Origin of the sequence: Streptomyces sp. NPDC014623 (assembly GCF_043088245.1) — a bacterium.
In the GTDB taxonomy this organism is placed as follows: domain Bacteria; phylum Actinomycetota; class Actinomycetes; order Streptomycetales; family Streptomycetaceae; genus Streptomyces.
Genome location: NZ_JBIBZU010000001.1, coordinates 346,263 through 365,683 on the forward strand (window position 1 = coordinate 346,263; position 19,421 = coordinate 365,683).

The 19,421-nt window shown below is 71.0% G+C and carries 16 protein-coding genes; 6 read left to right on the forward strand and 10 right to left on the reverse strand.

Going from position 1 to position 19,421, the window contains the following annotated elements:
* Window positions 1–186: 186 nt before the first annotated feature.
* Window positions 187–2,292 carry a protein kinase gene (locus tag ACF1FZ_RS01605; protein WP_391771370.1) on the reverse strand — a complete coding sequence of 702 codons (2,106 nt, stop codon included), beginning with the start codon at window positions 2,290–2,292 and terminating at the stop codon, window positions 187–189.
* 601 nt (window positions 2,293–2,893) lie between these two features.
* Window positions 2,894–4,600 (reverse strand): glycerol-3-phosphate dehydrogenase/oxidase, encoded by a 1,707-nt coding sequence (locus ACF1FZ_RS01610; protein WP_391771371.1) that lies wholly within the window; start codon window positions 4,598–4,600, stop codon window positions 2,894–2,896.
* Between the two features lie 251 nt (window positions 4,601–4,851).
* On the opposite strand from ACF1FZ_RS01610, the gene ACF1FZ_RS01615 reads away from it, so the two are divergent.
* Together ACF1FZ_RS01615 and ACF1FZ_RS01620 are read left to right on the forward strand one after the other, a co-directional pair.
* Window positions 4,852–6,114: a nucleotide sugar dehydrogenase gene (locus ACF1FZ_RS01615; protein ID WP_391771372.1), complete on the forward strand. Its 1,263-nt coding sequence runs from the start codon at window positions 4,852–4,854 to the stop codon at window positions 6,112–6,114.
* A 111-nt stretch (window positions 6,115–6,225) separates the two neighbouring features.
* On the forward strand, window positions 6,226–6,834 hold the full coding sequence (locus ACF1FZ_RS01620) for a hypothetical protein (RefSeq protein ID WP_391771373.1): 609 nt from the start codon (window positions 6,226–6,228) through the stop codon (window positions 6,832–6,834).
* An 80-nt stretch (window positions 6,835–6,914) separates the two neighbouring features.
* Here ACF1FZ_RS01620 and ACF1FZ_RS01625 read toward each other — a convergent pair whose 3' ends face one another.
* The 4 genes from ACF1FZ_RS01625 to ACF1FZ_RS01640 form a co-directional block, all read right to left on the reverse strand.
* The gene (locus ACF1FZ_RS01625; RefSeq protein ID WP_391771374.1) at window positions 6,915–8,039 is read right to left on the reverse strand and encodes a GuaB3 family IMP dehydrogenase-related protein; all 1,125 of its coding nucleotides are present in this window, start codon (window positions 8,037–8,039) and stop codon (window positions 6,915–6,917) included.
* 104 nt (window positions 8,040–8,143) lie between these two features.
* Window positions 8,144–9,646, reverse strand: coding sequence for an IMP dehydrogenase (gene guaB / locus ACF1FZ_RS01630; protein ID WP_391771375.1), 1,503 nt, complete (start codon window positions 9,644–9,646; stop codon window positions 8,144–8,146).
* A 135-nt stretch (window positions 9,647–9,781) separates the two neighbouring features.
* Window positions 9,782–10,357: a sigma-70 family RNA polymerase sigma factor gene (locus ACF1FZ_RS01635; protein WP_030123887.1), complete on the reverse strand. Its 576-nt coding sequence runs from the start codon at window positions 10,355–10,357 to the stop codon at window positions 9,782–9,784.
* A 389-nt stretch (window positions 10,358–10,746) separates the two neighbouring features.
* Window positions 10,747–11,358, reverse strand: coding sequence for a response regulator transcription factor (locus ACF1FZ_RS01640; RefSeq protein ID WP_003948568.1), 612 nt, complete (start codon window positions 11,356–11,358; stop codon window positions 10,747–10,749).
* A 434-nt stretch (window positions 11,359–11,792) separates the two neighbouring features.
* Between ACF1FZ_RS01640 and ACF1FZ_RS01645 the strand changes: the two genes are divergently transcribed.
* Window positions 11,793–12,122, forward strand: a complete 330-nt coding sequence (locus ACF1FZ_RS01645) for a WhiB family transcriptional regulator (protein WP_391771376.1) — start codon at window positions 11,793–11,795, stop codon at window positions 12,120–12,122.
* Between the two features lie 108 nt (window positions 12,123–12,230).
* On the opposite strand, the gene ACF1FZ_RS01650 is transcribed toward ACF1FZ_RS01645, so the two are convergent.
* Window positions 12,231–13,121, reverse strand: coding sequence for a LysR family transcriptional regulator (locus ACF1FZ_RS01650; RefSeq protein WP_391771377.1), 891 nt, complete (start codon window positions 13,119–13,121; stop codon window positions 12,231–12,233).
* 82 nt (window positions 13,122–13,203) lie between these two features.
* On the opposite strand from ACF1FZ_RS01650, the gene ACF1FZ_RS01655 reads away from it, so the two are divergent.
* Window positions 13,204–13,953: an MOSC domain-containing protein gene (locus ACF1FZ_RS01655; protein ID WP_391771378.1), complete on the forward strand. Its 750-nt coding sequence runs from the start codon at window positions 13,204–13,206 to the stop codon at window positions 13,951–13,953.
* 22 nt (window positions 13,954–13,975) lie between these two features.
* A complete protein-coding gene (locus ACF1FZ_RS01660) occupies window positions 13,976–14,749 on the forward strand; it encodes an SDR family NAD(P)-dependent oxidoreductase (protein WP_391771379.1) in 774 nt (257 codons plus the stop codon).
* Between the two features lie 86 nt (window positions 14,750–14,835).
* Here ACF1FZ_RS01660 and groL read toward each other — a convergent pair whose 3' ends face one another.
* The 3 genes from groL to ACF1FZ_RS01675 all read right to left on the reverse strand — a co-directional run bounded on the left by groL (window position 14,836) and on the right by ACF1FZ_RS01675 (window position 18,083).
* Window positions 14,836–16,461, reverse strand: a complete 1,626-nt coding sequence (gene groL, locus ACF1FZ_RS01665; RefSeq protein ID WP_325746311.1) for a chaperonin GroEL — start codon at window positions 16,459–16,461, stop codon at window positions 14,836–14,838.
* A gap of 97 nt (window positions 16,462–16,558) precedes the next feature.
* A complete protein-coding gene (gene groES / locus ACF1FZ_RS01670; RefSeq protein WP_030084405.1) occupies window positions 16,559–16,867 on the reverse strand; it encodes a co-chaperone GroES in 309 nt (102 codons plus the stop codon).
* A 259-nt stretch (window positions 16,868–17,126) separates the two neighbouring features.
* On the reverse strand, window positions 17,127–18,083 hold the full coding sequence (locus ACF1FZ_RS01675; protein ID WP_391771380.1) for a polysaccharide deacetylase family protein: 957 nt from the start codon (window positions 18,081–18,083) through the stop codon (window positions 17,127–17,129).
* A 105-nt stretch (window positions 18,084–18,188) separates the two neighbouring features.
* On the opposite strand from ACF1FZ_RS01675, the gene ACF1FZ_RS01680 reads away from it, so the two are divergent.
* Entirely contained in the window at window positions 18,189–19,412 is a 1,224-nt protein-coding gene (locus tag ACF1FZ_RS01680; protein WP_391771793.1) for a methyltransferase domain-containing protein, read from the forward strand.
* Window positions 19,413–19,421 lie beyond the last annotated feature (9 nt).

Sequence of the window (19,421 nt, forward strand, 5' to 3'; positions counted from 1 at the left end):
GCCTCCCCGGAGCGCGCTGTCCCTCGGTCATCGGAACCGTACGAACCGGCCGATCGCGGTCATTTGCCGTGCAAGTGACCCAGCATTACGGCAGCGTACGGTCCCCGTTCTCTCACCATACGTGGCACGTCGTGGCCGCGCCGCCGTGTCCGGCAACCCGGACACGGCGTCAGCCGGACCGGCCGCTCAGTCGGCCGGCTTGAACGTGGCGAAGGCCGTCTCGCGCAGCGTCCGGCACTCCTCGTCGTCCCATGCGTCCGCCTTGCAGCTGATCATGATCGAGTAACCGTGGGTGGCGTCGGCCTTGAAGCCCCGGTTGAGGACCCGGACCCGGAGCCCTTGCTGGTTGCGCGTGAACCCCCAGTCGGCGACGGTCGGGTAGCCCTTGTACTCGACTTTCTTGATGTAACCGTGCTTGTAGCCGTTACTGAGGCTCTTGGTGGCCGCGACCGCTCCCGCCCAGGCCGCCGCCGCGTCGTCCTTCGGGGAGGAGTTGTAGTCGATCTGGATACGGGGGAAACCACCGTCGGCGTTGTAGATGGCGCCGGAGTTCCGTCCGGCTATTTTGTCGAACTTGAAGTTCCCGGGCATCGCCACGGAGAAGTGGAACTGCTTGTTGGTGACCGTCTTGTATCCGGTGGGCAGCGCTCCCGGGTCCGGGCTCGGCTTACCGGTCCCCGGCGAGGGCGATGCCTGACCGGAGGCCTCGCCGGACGCCTCACCCTTGTCCTGCCCCTGACCGTCCTTGCCGCCGTCCTGCGCGCCGCCCTCGTCCTTGCCCGCACCTCCGCCGGTGCCGGGCTGGGCGTCACCGCCGGCCGACGCACCGGACGAGGCCGCGGTGCCGCCCTTGGAGCCGCCGCTCGTGTCACCCGCGTCGTCGCCGAGCGTGAGCGCCAGGACCGTGCCCAGGACGGCGAGGGCCACGACGCCGGCGATGACCGCCAGCGTGCGGCGCGGCACGACGTCGGTGATCGGCGCGCGGGTCACGCCCGGACGTCCGGGCGGCACGGCGGGCCCGGAGGCCGAGGCCGTCGCGGCCGGGGACCCCGGCCCCTGCGCGGACGCCGAGGCGCCGGCAGCGGTGGCCGCCGGAGACTTCGCGTTGCGTACGGACCGCAGGGCGCCGCGCAGCCGGTCCCGGGTGCTCTCGGCGAGCGCGGACACGCCGGCCGGAGTGTCCGCGGACGAGGAACCGGAGCCGGAGGGGGAGCCGGAGGCCTGTCCCGGAGGGACGGGGTCACCGGCGGCCGGCGTCCCGGAGCCCGCGTCCGTTCCGGGTCCGCCGCCCTCGCCGGACGGGGTGGACACGACGGCTGCCGCGGCCGCCGCGGCGGCCGCGGCCTTCTTGCCGCCACTCTTGCTGTCGCTCCTGGAGTCGCCGACCGTGGGCAGCGCCATGACCTGGGTGGAGTCGGCCGGCGGCGGGACGGGCTTTTCCGGGGCGTTGATCACCGCGTTGAGCAGGACACGTGCCCCGGCGTCGTCCAGTCGCTGGTCGGGGTCCCTGGCCAGCAGGCCGTAGATGACCTCCTCCAGCCCACCCGCGTTGACCGGCGGCTCGACCGGTTCCGTCATCACCGCCGTCAGCGTGGCGATGGCCGAGCCCTTGTCGTACGGCGGGCGGCCCTCGACGCTCGCGTACAGCAGTCCGCCGAGCGACCACAGGTCGGCGGGCGGTCCCGGTTTGTGACCACGGGCCCGCTCGGGCGAGATGTAGGAGGGGGCGCCGACGAGCATGCCCGTGGAGGTGACGGAGGGGTCGCCCTCGACCTGGGCGATCCCGAAGTCGGTCAGGACGACCCGGCCGTCCTCGGAGATCAGGACGTTGGACGGCTTCACGTCACGGTGCAGGATGCCCTCGCGGTGCGCCGATCGCAGCACGTCGAGGATGGCGAGGCCGACCTCCGCGGCACGCCTCGGCGTCAGCGTCCCGTCCTCACGGATCACCTCGGCGAGGGACTTGCCCTCGATGAGCTCCATGACGATCCAGGGCCGGTCGTCCTCGTCGACCACGTCGTAGACCGTCACCGCGCTGGTGTTGCGAATCCTCGCGATCGCCTTCGCCTCACGCAGGGTTCGCGTGATCAGACGGCGTTTCTCGTCCTCGTCGATGGACGACGGGAACCGCAGTTCCTTGACCGCGACCGTACGCCCCAACGTCTCGTCGGCAGCACGCCAGACCGTACCCATGCCGCCCCGGCCGAGCACCTCCCCGAGGCGGTACCGCCCCGCGAGGAGACGTCCGTCCTTGTCCCGTTGGGGCTCCCGCGACTGCTCCGCCTCCGACATGCGTCCCCTCTGCGATCAACCCGCCCTGGCAGAGCGTTCATTGTCCCTCACCCCGGGACCGGTCATGGTGCCGGGTCCGGGGTCGGCCATGATCCGGCCGGAGGAACGGACCCCCTGCCATGCCGATGTCCAGGGCGCTGTTCGCCGCCCCGTCGGTGCTGACTGTGCCCGCCCTGAGAACCGCGAGCCCGCCAAGCGAACCACACCTCGCGCCCGCATCGTCCTCCCTCCCCCCGTTCACCGTCGGGGGCCGGGCCCCGGCGGCCGCCTTCCCGGCGCTTCACGACACCCCGGCGGCCAGGAGACGGACGACCGCGGCGGTGGCCGTCCGCCGGTGCCGGCGCACGGTTCGTACGCGCGCCTCGGCACCGGCCACGCCCGGCGCGCCACCGGGTGCCCCCGCGCCACCGGGACACGGCACCACGTCCTCGACGGTCGTCGGCCCGCGATCCGCGGGTACCGGCCTGCGGACCGCGGCGGCCGGCACCCTCGGATCCGCTGGTGCCGGCACACCGCCCGGCGAGGGCCCCGAAGCGGAACTGCTGCGAGCACGGGGCTCCGCAGATCCGCCCCGGGCCCCCGAGGAGGTACGGGAGCGACCTCAGCGGGGCACGATGTCCGGCGCCCCCAGCCGTGCCGCGTCCGCCGTCAGGTCGTCCGGCTGCCGCTGCGACTCCCGCTCCGCCTCCACCCGCTTGCGGTAGTGCTCCACCTCCCGTTCGATCTGGTCCGTGTCCCAGCCGAGCACCGGCGCCATCAGGTCCGCGCATTCCCGGGCGCAGCGGGTGCCCCGGTCGAAGGTCTCGATGGAGATCCGGGTACGCCGGGTCAGGACGTCGTCGAGATGCCGGGCGCCCTCGTGCGAAGCGGCGTAGACGACTTCCGCCCGCAGGTAGTCCTCGGCGCCGGCCAGCGGCTCGCCCAGCGAGGAGTCGCCCTCGACGAGTTCCAGGAGTTCCCCGGTCATCGAGCCGTACCGGTTGAGCAGGTGCTCCACCCGGACGACGTGCAGCCCGGTGCGGGCGGCGATCCTGGCCCGGGCGTTCCACATGGCCCGGTATCCCTCGGCGCCCAGCAGCGGGACGTCCTCCGTGACGCAGTCCGCCACCCGCTGGTCCAGCGCGTGCACCGCCTCGTCGACGGCGTCCTTCGCCATCACGCGGTACGTCGTGTACTTACCGCCCGCCACGACGACGAGCCCGGGTGCCGGGTGGGCCACCGTGTGCTCGCGCGAGAGCTTGCTCGTGGCGTCCGACTCACCGGCCAGCAGGGGTCGGAGCCCGGCGTAGACACCCTCGACGTCGTCCCTGCCCAGCGGGGTGTGCAGCACCGAGTTCACGTGGTCGAGCAGGTAGTCGATGTCGGCACTGGAGGCGGCCGGATGGGCCTTGTCCAGGTCCCAGTCGGTGTCGGTCGTGCCGATGATCCAGTGCCGCCCCCACGGGATCACGAAGAGCACCGACTTCTCGGTCCGCAGGATGAGCCCCGTCGAGGAGTGGATGCGGTCCTTGGGTACGACGAGGTGGATGCCCTTCGACGCCCGGACGTGGAACTGCCCGCGCTCGCCGATCAGCGCCTGGGTGTCATCCGTCCACACCCCGGTCGCGTTGACCACCTGTTTGGCCCTGATCTCGTATTCCTCGCCGCCTTCGGCGTCCTGCACCCGCGCGCCGACGACCCGCTCGCCCTCCCGAAGGAATCCGGTGACCCGCGCCCTGTTGGCGACGTGCGCGCCGTAGCCCGCGGCGGTGCGCACCAGGGTCGCCACGTAACGCGCGTCGTCCATCTGGGCGTCGTAGTACTGCAGGGCTCCGACCAGGGCGTCCTTCTTGAGGGCGGGAGCGACCCGCAGGGCGCGGCGGCGGGAGAGGTGCCGGTGCACGGGCAGCCCACGGCCATGGCCGGAGGACACCGACATCGCGTCGTAGAGCGCGACGCCGGAGCCCGCGTACAGCCGCTCCCAGCCCTTGTGCTGCAACGGGTAGAGGAAGGGAACGGGCTTGACGAGGTGGGGCGCCAGCCGTCCCAGCAGCAGTCCGCGCTCCTTCAGCGCCTCCCGTACGAGCGCGAAGTCCAGCATCTCCAGATAGCGGAGTCCGCCGTGGATCAGTTTGCTCGACCTGCTGGACGTGCCGGACGCCCAGTCGCGCGCCTCGACCAGCCCGGTCGACAGTCCTCTGGTGGCCGCGTCCAGCACGGTCCCGGCGCCGACCACGCCCGCTCCCACGACCAGCACGTCCAGTTCGCGCTCGGCCATCGCGGTCAGCGCTTCGGCGCGCTCCGCGGGTCCCAGTGTCGCTGTCCTCACTGCTGCCTCCCGGTATCCCGGTGCATCGGGGTGGTACGGCACGGGAGCGGGACCGGCCGGGGGGCCGGGCGCCCGTGCCCACCCCTCGATTCTGTCCGCGGTCCACGACTTCAGCCACCGCCTGTGGACAACACCCGCCTCACAAGAATCACAGAATGCGACATATAGGTCATATTTACGCCTAGTCTGACATAGCGCTGTCCCCAGCGGTTGCGCTTTCTGTCTCTTGGCCTTAGGGAAGGACGGCCCACATGCCCGCAGACCTCGCCGTCATCGGACTCGGTCACCTCGGCCTGCCCCTCGCCCAGGCAGCCGTAGGCATGGGAATCCACACCGTCGGCTACGACCCCGACCCACGCCCCTTCGCCGAACTCTCAGCGGGCCGTACGCCGGTCGAGGGATCCCTCAGCGCCTCCGACATCAGACGGATGGTCGCAGGCGGCTTCCGGCCCACCGCCGACCCGGCGGAACTGGGCCGGGTCCGCACCGCGGCGATCTGCGCACCCACCCCCCTCGGGCCTGACCGCACCCTCGACCTCGGTGCCGTGACCGACGCGACCCGGGCCCTCGCCGCCCGGCTGCGGCCGTACACCACCGTGCTGGTGGAGTCGGCCGTCCCGCCCGGCACCACCGAGAACGTCGTGCGTCCCCTGCTGGAGGAGGGCTCCGGACTGCGCGCCGGACGGGACTTCCACCTCGCCCACTCCCCCGGCCGCCTCGACCCCGGCAACCGCACCCACGTGTACGGCAACACCCCGAAGGTCATCGGCGGTCTGACCCCCGCCTGCACCGAATCGGCCGCCGCCTTCTACGGGCGGCTCACCGACAAGGTCGTCCGGGCCCGCGGGCCACGCGAGGCGGAGATGACGAAGGTCCTCGAAACCAACTTCCGGCACGTCAACATCGCACTGGTCAACGAGATGGCGGTGCTCTGCCACGATCTCGGTGTCGACCTCTGGGACGTCATCAGGTGTGCCGAGACCAAGCCGTTCGGCTTCGAGCCGTTCCGTCCCGGCCCCGGCGTGGGTGGCCACGGAGCCCCCGTGGACCCGGGCTGCTTCCCGTACGACAGCCGTACGCCCGGCCACCCGTTGCGCATGGTCTCGCTGGCCAAGGAGATCAACGACCGGATGCCGGGCTATGTGATCCAGCGCTGCGCGACCCTGCTGAACGAGCACGGGAAGTCCGTCCGGGGAGCCCGGGTCCTGCTGCTCGGGGTCACGTACAAACCGGACCTCGCCGACCAGGAGGCCTCACCCGCCCGCGAGATCGCGACCCGGTTGACGGACATGGGCGCCCAGATCGGCTACCACGACCCGCACGTCCTGGACTGGCGGGTGCGGGGCCTGCCCGTCCCGCGCGCCGATTCCCTCTACGAGGCCGCCGCCGGGGCCGACCTGACGGTGCTGCTCCAGCACCACCGCACATACGACCTCCAGGGCCTCGCGGTGAAGGCCCAACTCCTCCTGGACACACGGGGAGCCACCCCGGCGGGGGCCGCCCACCGGCTGTAGTGCGCTCCGGCGGGAGCGCACGGATTCCGGTGGGCCGTGCCGGCGCGGGCTGCTAGCCTGCGGCGTCACTTCTCGCACATCCGTGCGCACCGTCCCAGGGGGAACACCTTCATGAGCCAGCCCGTGCAGCCGCCGAACCCGCCGCAGCAGCCCTACGGCGGCGGGCCGGCCGACGGCAACCCGTACGCGGACCAGCAGCAGGGCAACCCGTACGCGGGCCGGCAGCCCGGCGCGCCGACCGGCAATCCGTTCGCGGGGCAGCAGGGCCAGTTCGGCGGCGGTCAGTTCGGCGGTCCGTTCCCGCCCGCTCCGCCGGCGGCCCGCAACCAGGTCGGACTCGGTGTGCTGGCCGCACTGGGCGCCGCGATCGTGGCCGCCGTCCTCTACGGCGTCCTCGCCGGGTCCATCGAGCGTGAGGTCGGCTACGCGGCCATCGGTGTCGGCTTCCTGACCGGCTTCGCCGGGAGCAAGGCCGGCGGCTCCAACCCCGCCGTCCTCGGCGCCGGCGCCGTCTTCTCCCTGGCCGCCGTCTTCCTCGGCCAGCTCGTCGGCATGTCGATGATCCTCGCGGACGGCCTGGGTGTCGGCTTCTCCGAGGTCTTCTTCGACCACTTCGGTGACGTCTTCGACATCTGGAAGGAGGAGGCCGACTTCATGACGTACCTCTTCCTCCTCCTGGGTCCGGTCGCGGCCTTCGGCGGCGCCAGGCGCGCCGGCTGACACCCCGCACACGCACGAGGGCCCGGACCGGTCCCCTTGGGTTCTGACGGTCCGGGCCCTCGTGCGTGCTGCGCGGGAGATCAGCGGCTGTGCTGCGAGTCCGCCACCGTCACCTCGACGCGCTGGAACTCCTTGAGGTCGCTGTAGCCCGTGGTGGCCATCGCCCGGCGCAGCGCGCCGAAGATGTTCATCGAGCCGTCAGGGCTGTGCGAAGGACCGGTCAGGACCTCCTCGGTCGTACCGACGGAGCCCAGGTCGACCAGCTTGCCGCGCGGCACGTCCTCGTGGACGGCCTCCATGCCCCAGTGCCGGCCGCGGCCGGGCGCATCCGTGGCACGGGCCAACGGGGAGCCCATCATCACGGCGTCCGCGCCGCAGGCGATGGCCTTGGGCAGGTCACCGGACCAGCCGACGCCGCCGTCCGCGATGACGTGCACGTACCGGCCGCCGGACTCGTCCATGTAGTCGCGGCGGGCCCCGGCCACATCGGCGACCGCGGTCGCCATCGGGACCTGGATGCCGAAGACGTTGCGTGTGGTGTGCGCGGCGCCACCGCCGAAGCCGACGAGGACACCGGCCGCGCCGGTGCGCATCAGGTGCAGGGCGGCGGTGTACGTGGCGCAGCCGCCGACGATGACCGGGACGTCCAGCTCGTAGATGAACTGCTTCAGGTTCAGCGGCTCGGCCGCGCCGGAGACGTGCTCGGCCGAGACCGTCGTGCCGCGGATGACGAAGATGTCCACACCCGCGTCGACGACGGCCTTGGAGAACTGCGCGGTGCGCTGCGGAGACAGCGCGGCGGCGGTGACGACACCGGAGTCGCGCACCTCCTTGATGCGCTGCCCGATCAGCTCCTCCTGGATGGGGGCGGAGTAGATCTCCTGGAGCCGCGGGGTGGCGGTCTCGACGGGCATCTCGGCGATCTCGTCGAGCAGTGCCTGCGGGTCGGCGTGCCGGGTCCACAGCCCCTCGAGGTTGAGGACGCCCAGTCCGCCCAGCTCACCGATGCGGATGGCGGTCTGCGGGGAGACCACCGAGTCCATGGGGGCGGCCAGGAACGGCAGCTCGAAACGGTAGGCGTCGATCTGCCAGGCGATCGAGACCTCCTTCGGGTCACGGGTGCGCCGGCTCGGCACGACAGCGATGTCGTCGAACGCGTATGCCCGCCGACCGCGCTTGCCGCGCCCGATCTCGATCTCAGTCACGATGATGTGGCCTTTCCTCTACGTCTGCGCTGACCAGTATCCCCGACACACACACGAGGGGCGGTCCCGGGAACCCCGGTCCGCCCCTCACCTGCGATGATGTGTTACTTCCTGCTGTAGTTCGGCGCTTCGACCGTCATCTGGATGTCGTGCGGGTGGCTCTCCTTGAGACCCGCCGAGGTGATCCGGACGAAGCGGCCCTTGCTCTCCATCTCGTCGACGGAGACGGCGCCGACGTAGCCCATGGTCTGGCGGAGGCCGCCGACCAGCTGGTGGAGGACGTTGGCCAGCGGGCCGCGGTAGGGCACCTGCCCCTCGATGCCCTCGGGTACCAGCTTGTCGTCCGAGGACACCTCGGCCTGGAAGTAGCGGTCCTTGGAGTACGAGCGCCCCTGCCCCCGGGACTGCATGGCGCCCAGCGAGCCCATGCCGCGGTACGACTTGAACTGCTTGCCGTTGATGAACATCAGCTCGCCCGGGGACTCCTCGCAGCCCGCGAGGAGGCTGCCCAGCATCACGCTGTCCGCCCCGGCCGCGAGTGCCTTGCCGATGTCGCCGGAGTACTGGAGGCCACCGTCCCCGATGACGGGGACGCCGGCGGCACGGGCCGCGAGCGCGGCCTCGTAGATCGCGGTGACCTGGGGGACGCCGATGCCGGCGACCACACGGGTGGTGCAGATCGAGCCGGGGCCGACGCCGACCTTCACACCGTCGACACCGGCGTCGATCAGCGCCTGGGCACCGTCGCGGGTGGCGACGTTGCCGCCGATGACGTCTATGGCGACGCTCGACTTGATCTTCGCCATCCAGTCGAGGGCGTTGCTGTTGTGTCCGTGCGAGGTGTCGACGATCAGGAAGTCGACCCCCGCGGAGGCGAGCGCCTGCGCACGGTCCAGCGCCTCGGGGCTGGCGCCGACCGCCGCGCCGACCAGCAGACGGCCTTCGGCGTCCTTGGCGGCGTTCGGGTACTGCTCGGCCTTCTTGAAGTCCTTGACCGTGATGAGGCCCTTGAGGATGCCCGCGTCGTCGACCAGCGGCAGCTTCTCGATCTTGTGGCGACGGAGCAGCTCCATGGCCTCCACGCCGGAGATGCCGACCCGTCCGGTGACGAGCGGCATCGGCGTCATGACCTCGCGCACCTGGCGTGACCGGTCCGACTCGAAGGCCATGTCACGGTTGGTCACGATGCCGAGGAGTTTCCCGGCGGGGTCGGTGACCGGCACCCCGCTGATGCGGAACTTCGCGCAGAGCGCGTCCGCCTCGCCGAGCGTGGCGTCGGGATGCACGGTGATCGGGTCCGTGACCATCCCCGACTCGGACCGCTTGACCAGGTCGACCTGGTTCACCTGGTCCTCGATCGAGAGGTTGCGGTGCAGTACGCCGACACCGCCCTGACGGGCCATGGCGATGGCCATCCGGGCTTCGGTCACCTTGTCCATGGCGGCCGACAGCAGGGGGATGTTCACCCGCACGTTGCGCGAGATGAGGGACGAGGTGTCGACCGCGTTGGGCAGGACCTCGGACGCGCCCGGCAGCAGCAGCACGTCGTCGTATGTCAGCCCGAGCGTCGCGAACTTCTCAGGCACTCCGTCGACGTTTGCAGTCATGACACCTTCCCCAAATGGTCTTGATCGGTGCGGATGTCCATGCTAACGGGCTCGCGGGGTGTCTCATTCCACGATCAAGATCACCTGGTGGTTCCGTGGCTTCCTCCACACCGTGGAGGCCCTGGGAACCGGCGCCTACTGGCCCGCGAGGGCCCTCAGTCTGCTCAGCGCGCGGTGCTGGGCGACCCTGACGGCACCCGGGGACATTCCGAGCATCTGTCCGGTCTCCTCGGCGGTCAGCCCGACCGCCACCCGCAGGACCAGCAGCTCGCGCTGGTTCTCCGGCAGATTGGCCAGGAGCTTCTTGGCCCAGGCCGCGTCGCTGCTGAGCAGCGCCCGCTCCTCCGGGCCGAGTGAATCATCGGGCCGCTCCGGCATCTCGTCGGAGGGCACCGCCGTCGATCCGGGGTGCCGCATCGCGGCCCGCTGGAGGTCGGCGACCTTGTGACCCGCGATGGCGAAGACGAAGGCTTCGAAGGGCCTGCCGGTGTCCTTGTACCGCGGCAGCGCCATCAGTACCGCGACACAGACCTCCTGCGCGAGGTCCTCCACGAAGTGGCGGGCATCACCGGGCAGCCGGTTCAGCCGGGACCTGCAGTAGCGCAGAGCGAGCGGGTGGACATGGGCCAGCAGGTCATGGGTGGCCTGCGCGTCCCCGTCCACGGCGCGGTGCACCAGAGCACCGATCACCGTCGTCCCGTCCTCGCGCATCGGACCATGGTGCCCCGGCGCCGCCGGATCCGACGCATCACGTCCCGAGTTGTGCACCGAAGCGTTATCAGCGGCTGCGCCGGTTCCGCCGACGGGTACGTCGGCGCGGTCGGAATGTACGTCGGCCCGCGCGCCGGCCGGTGCGCCACCGGCGTCGCGAGCGAGTGCTCCAGCGTTCTGAGCGGGTGCGCCGGGTGTCATGTCCTGCGCCCTCCCCTTCCGCTCGACCGAATGTTCCCCGAGGAACTCCACGTCCCCAAGGATGCGGCATCGGCCGGGAAGCGTCACACGGCACTGGTGGGGAGGGCCCGGCCGCAGGTCCGCCACCGCCGTCGCCCCGTCCGCCGGCGTGCGGACGGGATCACACGGCTACCGGCCGCGCCGCGGCATCAGCGGACCAGACCCCAGCGGAATCCGAGCGCGACGGCGTGCGCACGGTCGGAGGCTCCGAGCTTCTTGAACAGGCGCCGCGCATGCGTCTTCACCGTGTCCTCGGAGAGGAACAGCTCGCGGCCGATCTCCGCGTTGGAACGGCCGTGGCTCATGCCTTCGAGCACCTGGATCTCCCGCGCGGTGAGCGTCGGCGCCGCGCCCATCTCCGCGGACCGCAGCCGGCGCGGGGCGAGTCGCCATGTCGGATCGGCGAGCGCCTGGGTCACGGTCGCGCGCAGTTCGGCACGCGAGGCGTCCTTGTGCAGATAGCCGCGGGCGCCGGCGGCGACCGCGAGCGCGACCCCGTCCAGGTCCTCGGCGACGGTCAGCATGATGATCCGGGCCCCGGGATCCGCCGAGAGCAGCCGCCGGACCGTCTCCACACCTCCCAGGCCGGGCATGCGTACGTCCATCAGAATCAGATCCGAACGGTCGGCCCCCCACCGGCGGAGCACTTCCTCACCGTTGGCCGCGGTCGTCACACGCTCGACGCCGGGCACGGTCGCAACCGCGCGGCGGAGCGCTTCTCGGGCAAGCGGGGAGTCGTCGCAGACGAGGACGGATGTCATGACCGTCCTCCGCAGCTGATGCGCGTCACCTTGAGCCTCCAGGCTGATACAAGTCGTCACCTGTGCGGTTGACCCCCTCGGACATCTGCCCGAGCTCGTTCTCCGTCAACCGCCTCGCCCTCATCAACGACGGTCACTCGAAAGAGTTACGGGCCAAAGCATCCGGTTCGGCACTCTAAGTGAAGGGCCGTGCGCGGAGGGGAGCGACACGGGGTCATTCACCCTTCAATTACCCCCTCACTCAACAGCCTGCCCCATTTAGAGGTTTTTCTTCACTTTTGGTGGCGTATGAGGCTAGATTCGCAATCGGTCATATTTACATCTACTAACACCGTAGATGTACGGTCGGGATTCCGGTCACCGACGAGCACCGGACGAACGACAACGGTCGAGGATGCCGTTTCCGAACCAGCAAGGTTTCGAGGGGACACGCAATGGCAGATTTCTCCCGCCTTCCCGGACCCAACGCGGACCTGTGGGACTGGCAGCTGCTGGCCGCCTGCCGCGGGGTCGACAGCTCGCTTTTCTTCCACCCCGAAGGGGAACGCGGAGCAGCGCGGAGTGCCCGCGAGGCCTCGGCCAAGGAGGTCTGCATGCGCTGCCCGGTACGTGCCGAGTGCGCGGCGCACGCGCTCGCGGTACGCGAGCCCTACGGGGTATGGGGCGGCTTGACCGAGGACGAACGCGAAGAGCTCATGGGCCGCGCCCGCAGTCGTCTGATCTCCGCCCGCCCGGGACCGGCCCCGGAGCCCGGCCAGACCTGACGGTCCGCACCGTCCGCCGAATACAGAAACGTTTCCTCGCGCCTGGCGCACCCCGTCGGACCTACCGCCCCGGGTGCGGGCCGGGCCGTCCGCGTGCGTCCGGGCCGGTCAGCGTGCGGCCGCCAGGGACAGCTGGTCCAGGGTCGCCGCCACCGCCGGCACCCGGGCGAGGTCGGGCAGGGTGAGAGCGACGATCTCCCGCTCGACGGCCGGCTCCACCGTCACGGTGCGCGCCCCCTTGGGCCGTACGGACTCGAGGGCCAGCTCGGGCAGGACGGCGACGCCGAGGCCCGCCCCGACGAGACCGATCACCGCCGGGTAGTCATCCGTGGCGAAGTCGATCCGCGGGGTGAAGCCCGAGTCCTCGCACACCTCCACCAGCTGGCGCCGGCAGCGCGGGCAGCCGGCGATCCACGGCTCGTCGGCCAGTTCCCCGATGCCCACCGCGTCCGCCCCCGCCAGCCGGTGCCCTTCGGGGACCAGCCCGATGAGCCGGTCCCTGAGCAGCGGGCGCACGACCAGGTCGTCCCATTCGCCGCCGGTCACCCCGTAACGGAACGCCAGCGCGATGTCGCAGTCCCCGTCGCGCAGCATCTCCACCGAGCGCGGCGGTTCCGCCTCGACGAGCGAGACCCGGGTGCCGGGGTGCGCGGCGCGCAGTGCGGCGAGGGCGCCGGGTACCAGGCTGGAGCTCCCGCTCGGGAACGACACGAGCCGGACCCGGCCGGCCCGCAGCCCCGCGATCGCGGCGACCTCCTCCTCCGCCGCGGTCAGCCCCGCGAGGATGCCGGAGGCGTGGCGCACCAGCGCCTCACCCGCCTGGGTGAGCCGCATCTCACGCCCCGTGCGGATCAGCAGCGGAGTGCCCGTGGTGGTCTCCAGCGCTTTCATCTGCTGGCTGACGGCCGGCTGTGTACAGCCCAGCTCCCGCGCGGCGGCGGAGAACGAACCGGTGGTGGCCACGGCGCGCAGGACACGGAGATGACGGGCTTCGATCACCCTTCGACCATAAGCGAATCTTGCACCGGGGGACGAATAATCACGAGCACCTTTGGTTTCTTCCCGGCTAGCCTGTCCGGTCATGAAGGTGCTCACCGTGAATCTCGGCCGTCCCGCCCACTCCCCCCACACGGACGGGGCAGACGGGCTCACCGGCATCCGCAAGCTTCCGTCCGACAGTCCCGTGCGGGTCGCCGACCCCGGTCCCAAGGGGAGCGGCGGCAGTGGCCTGGCGGGTGACACGGTGTGCGATCTCCGGCACCACGGCGGGACGGACCAGGCGGTGTACGCCTATGCCCGCGAGGATCTGGACGCCTGGGAGGAGCAGCTCGGCCGTCCCCTGCCCAACGGGGCGTTCGGCGAGAACCTCACGACCCTCGGCGTCAGCGTGAGCCACGCGCGGATCGGGGAGCGCTGGCGCATCGGTGGCGAACTGGTGCTGGAGGTGACGTCGGGCCGCATCCCGTGCCGTACGTTCGCGGGACACCTGGGTGAGCGGGGCTGGGTGAGGCGGTTCACGCGGGAAGGCGTCACGGGCGCGTACCTGCGCGTCCTCGAGCCGGGGACGATCCGTTCGGGCGACCCGGTCGAGGTGGTGCATGTGCCCGGCCACGGGATCACCGCTGCCCTGGAGTTCCGGGCGACGACCACGGAACGGGAGCTGTTGCCGCGTCTGCTCGATGCCGGTGACGCCCTGCACACGGAGACGCTGCGCGCGGCGCGGGCGTACGTGGCGGAGCGGCTGCCCTCCGGGCACGCCCGAGGGGTGTCCGGAGGGCACCTCCAGGGTTCTCCTCGCCCGCAGGTGGAAGGCGGGTCGGCCGTCCGTTGACGTGGGCACTAACGTGCCGCCTATGACGACTGCACTGATTACGGGCGCGACGGCGGGGATCGGGGCCGCTTTCGCACGGCGGCTCGCGGGTGACGGGCACAACCTGGTGCTCGTGGCCCGCGACACGGAGCGGCTGCGGGCCCAGGCCACGGAGCTGCACGACGGGCACGGCATCGAGGCCGAGGTGCTGACGGCCGACCTGTCCACGGACGCCGGGATCGACGCGGTCGCAGCACGGCTGACGGATCGTGTGAGCCCTGTCGACCTCCTGGTCAACAACGCCGGCTTCGGCAACAAGGGGCGTTATCTGGACGTGCCGATGGCGGATGAGCTGACGATGCTGAAGGTCCACTGCGAGGCCGTGCTGCGGCTGACCTCGGCCGCCGCGGGACCGATGCGGGAGCGCGGGCGCGGCGGGGTGGTCAACGTGGCCTCCGTCGCGGCCTTCCTGCCCCGCGGGACGTACGGGGCGTCGAAGGCGTGGGTCGTGCAGTTCACCCAGGGCGCGGCGAAGGACCTGGCGGGGACGGGGGTTCGGCTGATGGCGCTGTGTCCGGGCTTCGTACGGACCGAGTTCCACCAGCGGGCCGGGATGGGCACGGGAAACATTCCGGACTGGATGTGGCTCGACGCGGACAAGCTGGTGACCGCGGCCCTGGCGGACCTGGCCCGGGGCAGGTCGGTGTCGATCCCGGACCCGCGGTACAAGGCGCTGATGGGCCTGGTGAAGCTGGCACCCCGCGGCCTGCTCGGCGGAGTGGCCTCCCGCGCGGGCCGGACGTACGGCCCCCGGTAGCCGGCCGGCGTCCGGACCCCCGGACAGCACCGAGGCCCGGTGCCCCCGCGACGGGGGTACCGGGCCTCGGCGGCGTACGGAGCGTACTAGTGGGAGTGGCCGTGGCCGCCGTGACCGGCGTCGGCCTCTTCCTCAGCCGGCTTCTCGACGACCAGGGTCTCGGTCGTGAGCAGCAGCGACGCGATGGACGCGGCGTTCTCCAGGGCGGAGCGGGTGACCTTGACCGGGTCGATGACGCCGGCCTTCACCAGGTCGCCGTACTCGCCGGTCGCGGCGTTGAAGCCCTGGCCCTTGTCGAGCTCGGAGACCTTCGAGGTGATGACGTAGCCCTCGAGGCCCGCGTTCTCCGCGATCCAGCGGAGCGGCTCGACGGCGGCGCGGCGCACGACCGCGACACCCGTGGCCTCGTCGCCGGTCTTGCCGAGGTTGCCCTCGAGGACCTTGACGGCGTGGACGATGGCCGAGCCGCCACCGGAGACGATGCCCTCCTCGACCGCGGCGCGGGTCGCGGAGATGGCGTCCTCCAGACGGTGCTTCTTCTCCTTGAGCTCCACCTCGGTGGCAGCACCGACACGGATCACGCACACGCCGCCGGCCAGCTTCGCGAGGCGCTCCTGGAGCTTCTCGCGGTCCCAGTCGGAGTCCGTGTTCTCGATCTCGGCCTTGATCTGGTTGACCCGGCCCTTGACGTCGGCGGAGTCGCCGCCGCCGTCGACGATGGTCGTGTCGTCCTTGGAGACGGTGACGCGGCGGGCCGTGCCCAGCACGTCCAGACCGGCCTGGTCGAGCTTGAGGCCGACCTCCTCGGCGATGACGGTCGCACCGGTGAGGGTGGCGATGTCGCCGAGCATGGCCTTGCGGCGGTCACCGAAGCCCGGGGCCTTCACCGCGACGGCGTTGAAGGTGCCACGGATCTTGTTGACGACGAGGGTGGAGAGCGCCTCGCCCTCGACGTCCTCGGCGATGATCAGGAGCGGCTTGGAGGCGCCGGCCTGGATGACCTTCTCCAGGAGCGGGAGCAGCTCCTGGATGGAGCCGATCTTGCCCTGGTGGATCAGGATGTACGGGTCGTCGAGGACGGCCTCCATACGCTCCTGGTCGGTCACCATGTACGGGGAGAGGTAGCCCTTGTCGAAGGCCATGCCCTCGGTGAACTCGAGGTCCAGACCGAAGGTGTTGGACTCCTCGACGGTGATGACACCGTCCTTGCCGACCTTGTCCATCGCGTCCGCGATGAGCTCGCCGACCTGCGGGTCCTGCGCGGAGAGCGCGGCCACGGCGGCGATGTCGGCCTTGTCGTCGATCGGGCGGGCGGTCGCGAGGAGCTCCTCGGACACGGCCTTGACGGCGGCGTCGATGCCCTTCTTCAGGGCGGCCGGGGACGCGCCCGCGGCGACGTTGCGCAGGCCTTCGCGGACGAGGGCCTGGGCGAGCACGGTGGCGGTGGTGGTGCCGTCACCCGCTACGTCGTTGGTCTTGGTCGCCACCTCCTTCACCAGCTGGGCACCGAGGTTCTCGTACGGGTCGTCGAGCTCGACCTCGCGCGCGATGGTGACACCGTCGTTGGTGATGGTGGGAGCGCCGAACTTCTTGTCGATGACGACGTTGCGGCCCTTCGGGCCGATCGTCACCTTGACCGTGTCGGCAAGCTTGTTGACGCCGCGCTCAAGGGCGCGACGGGCGTCCTCGTCGAACTTCAGAATCTTCGCCATGGGCTGAGCTGTCCTCTCAAACGAACTGCGCCCCTGCCGCCCGGCTAGTCATTTCGCAGGGGGCCAGGGGCGCAGAACACAAGCAAACGTGGGTGAATTACTTCTCGACGATCGCGAGAACGTCGCGCGCCGAGAGGACGAGGTACTCCTCGCCGCTGTACTTCACCTCGGTGCCGCCGTACTTGCTGTACAGGACGACATCGCCGGTCTTGACGTCGAGCGGAAGGCGCTCGCCGTTCTCGAAGCGGCCCGGGCCCACGGCCAGGACGACGCCCTCCTGGGGCTTCTCCTTGGCGGTGTCCGGAATGACCAGGCCGGAAGCCGTGGTCTGCTCGGCGTCGAGCGGCTGGACCACAATGCGGTCCTCGAGCGGCTTGATCGCAACCTTGGAGCTGGTGGTCGACACGATCCGGTCTCCCCCTTCGGAGATCTCACGGGGTTTAACAGTCTGTGGAGTGGCGACCAGACCGATCCGTCGTCGCGGGTGCCGGACCTGCCCTGTCGCGCAGCTGTGCTGGCACTCTCCATCGGGGAGTGCCAGCACTGAGACTATGACTGCGATTAGCACTCGGTCAAGCGGAGTGCCAATTCACCACCCTCGCGTGGCGTCGCGGACCGGCGTACGCCCGGACAACGCGGGAGACCGCCGCGGCGTTCCGGGCCGTTCAGACGTAGTCCTCCAGCCTGGCCACGGCGTACCCCTTGTCCGTGACCGTCTTCATGACCCGGCGGACCATGTCGGTCATGGATCCCTCCCAGTCCTCGCGCCCCCGGAAGTGGGTGAGGATGATGTCACCGGGGTGAAGGTCCTGGTCCTGCTCACGCCACTCCATGTGGTCGGGGAACGCCTCGGCCGCCCACAGGGGCACGGCCGTGATGCCGCAGTCCCGGGCGACGCGCAGGGTGTCGCCGTTGTAGTTGCCGTACGGCGGCCGGAAGAGGGTGGGACGCTTCCCGAAGTGCTTCTCGATCTTGTCCTGTTCACCGCAGATCTCCCGCCGCTGCTCGTCCTTCGAGAGCCCCGGGAGGTAGCGGTGGTTGAGCGTGTGGTTGTTGATGGTGACGCCCCTGGCCTGCATGTCCTTGAAGTAGCCGTAGTCGTCACTCACCACGTAGTCACTGACGAAGGCGCTGTACGGGATCTTCAGCTCGGTCATCATCCGCAGCAGTTCGGGGTCCTTCTCCGCCCCGTCGTCCATCGTCAGGAAGACGATCCGCTCCTGGGTGGGCACCGTGGTGAAGACCGGCGGCAGCGACTCCCCGCCCTCCACCTCGAACCCCTCGCGGGTGGTGATGCGGGGCCTCACGGCGGGTGGCGGCGGAGCGGTGAGCGGGACCTTCGCCAGTCCCCACTTCTTCGCGGCGGCGACGCGTGCCGCCTGCTCCCGCTTCAGCTGTTCGGCCTTGGCCGCGGCGGCGGCGGGGCCCGCCGGGGGGAGGGCGGCTGCCGGAGGGGCGGCCGCCCCCGGCAGTCCGGCGGCCGGGGGCGGCCGCCTGGCGTCGTCGTCCGGACCGCCGGCGCACCCGGACGCGGCGGCTCCGGCCAGCAGGGCCACCAGGACCACACGGACCGTTCCACGGTATTTCGTGGCAGATTTTTCTTTTTGTCGTACTAGCTGCATGGCGCCGCATCCTGCCACCGCGTCACCGGCCGCCTCCCGCGACACCTCCGGCGGTCCCGCCGGGTCCCCCGGCTGGCTCACAATGGACCGGTGAACGACGGACCCGTGGAAGCCCTCACCCCCGCCGAGCGGACCGGTCAGACCGGCCCGCTCGCCTCCTTCGCCGCCCTGCGCACCCCCGAGGGCGCGGCGCTCCTGGACGAGCTGCGGGACCACGACCCGGCCCGGGAGCTGGCGACCGCGACCCGGCTGCGCCGCACCCATCCCGCCCCCCTCGTGTCGGCGGCGCTCGGTCAGGCACGGCTGCGACAGCGGGCGGTGGCCAAGTTCGGGGCCGCCGACGCGTACCGCATGTTCTTCACTCCCGACGGCGTGGAACAGGCGACGCGCACCTCGGTCGCCGGCTACCGCGCCGGACGGTTCGCGGAGCTCGGCGTACGGAGCGTGGCCGACCTGTGCTGCGGCATCGGCGGCGACGCGATCGCCCTGGCCAGGGCGGGTATCTCGGTCCTGGCGGTGGACCGAGATCCGCTCACCGCCCTGGTCGCCCGCGCCAATGCCGAGGCGCTCGGACTCCAGGACCTCGTCGAGGTGCGGTGCGCCGACGTCACGGAGACCGACACCTCCCCGTACGACGCGGTCTTCGTCGATCCCGCGCGGCGCGGCGGACGCGGCAGGATCTTCGACCCCGAGGCCTATTCGCCGCCGCTCTCCTGGGCTGCCGGGGCCGCGCTGAAGGCCCCGCGCGCCGCGCTGAAGATCGCCCCCGGGGTCCCGCACGAGGCAATCGAACCGCGGGCCGAGGCCGAATGGATCTCGGACGGCGGCGACGTCAAGGAAGCCGTGCTCTGGTTCGGCGAGGGCTTCTCCCCGGGCACCTTCCGGGCCACGCTGCTCCCCTCCCGCGCGACCCTCACCTCCGACGGTCCGCTCCCCGCCCCGCCGGTGGGCCCCGTCGGCCGGTATCTGCACGAGCCGGACGGCGCGGTCATCCGCGCCCACCTGGTGGCCCGCGTCGTGGAGGACTGCGGGGGCAGACTGATCGACGAGACCATCGCGTACGTCACGAGCGACGCCCCGTACGTATCCGACGCCACGACCGCGTACGAGATCACCGATCAGATGCCCTTCCACATGAAGAAGCTGAAGGCCCTGCTGAGGGAGCGCGGAGTGGGCGTCCTGACGGTGAAGAAGCGCGGCTCGGCCGTCGAGCCGGAGGAACTCCGCCGGAGGATGAAACTCCAGGGGCCGCACGCCGCCACGGTCTTCCTGACCCGGGTGGCCGGGGCGCCGACGATGCTGATCGGGCAGCCCGTGGAACGGAGCTGACCAGCGGCC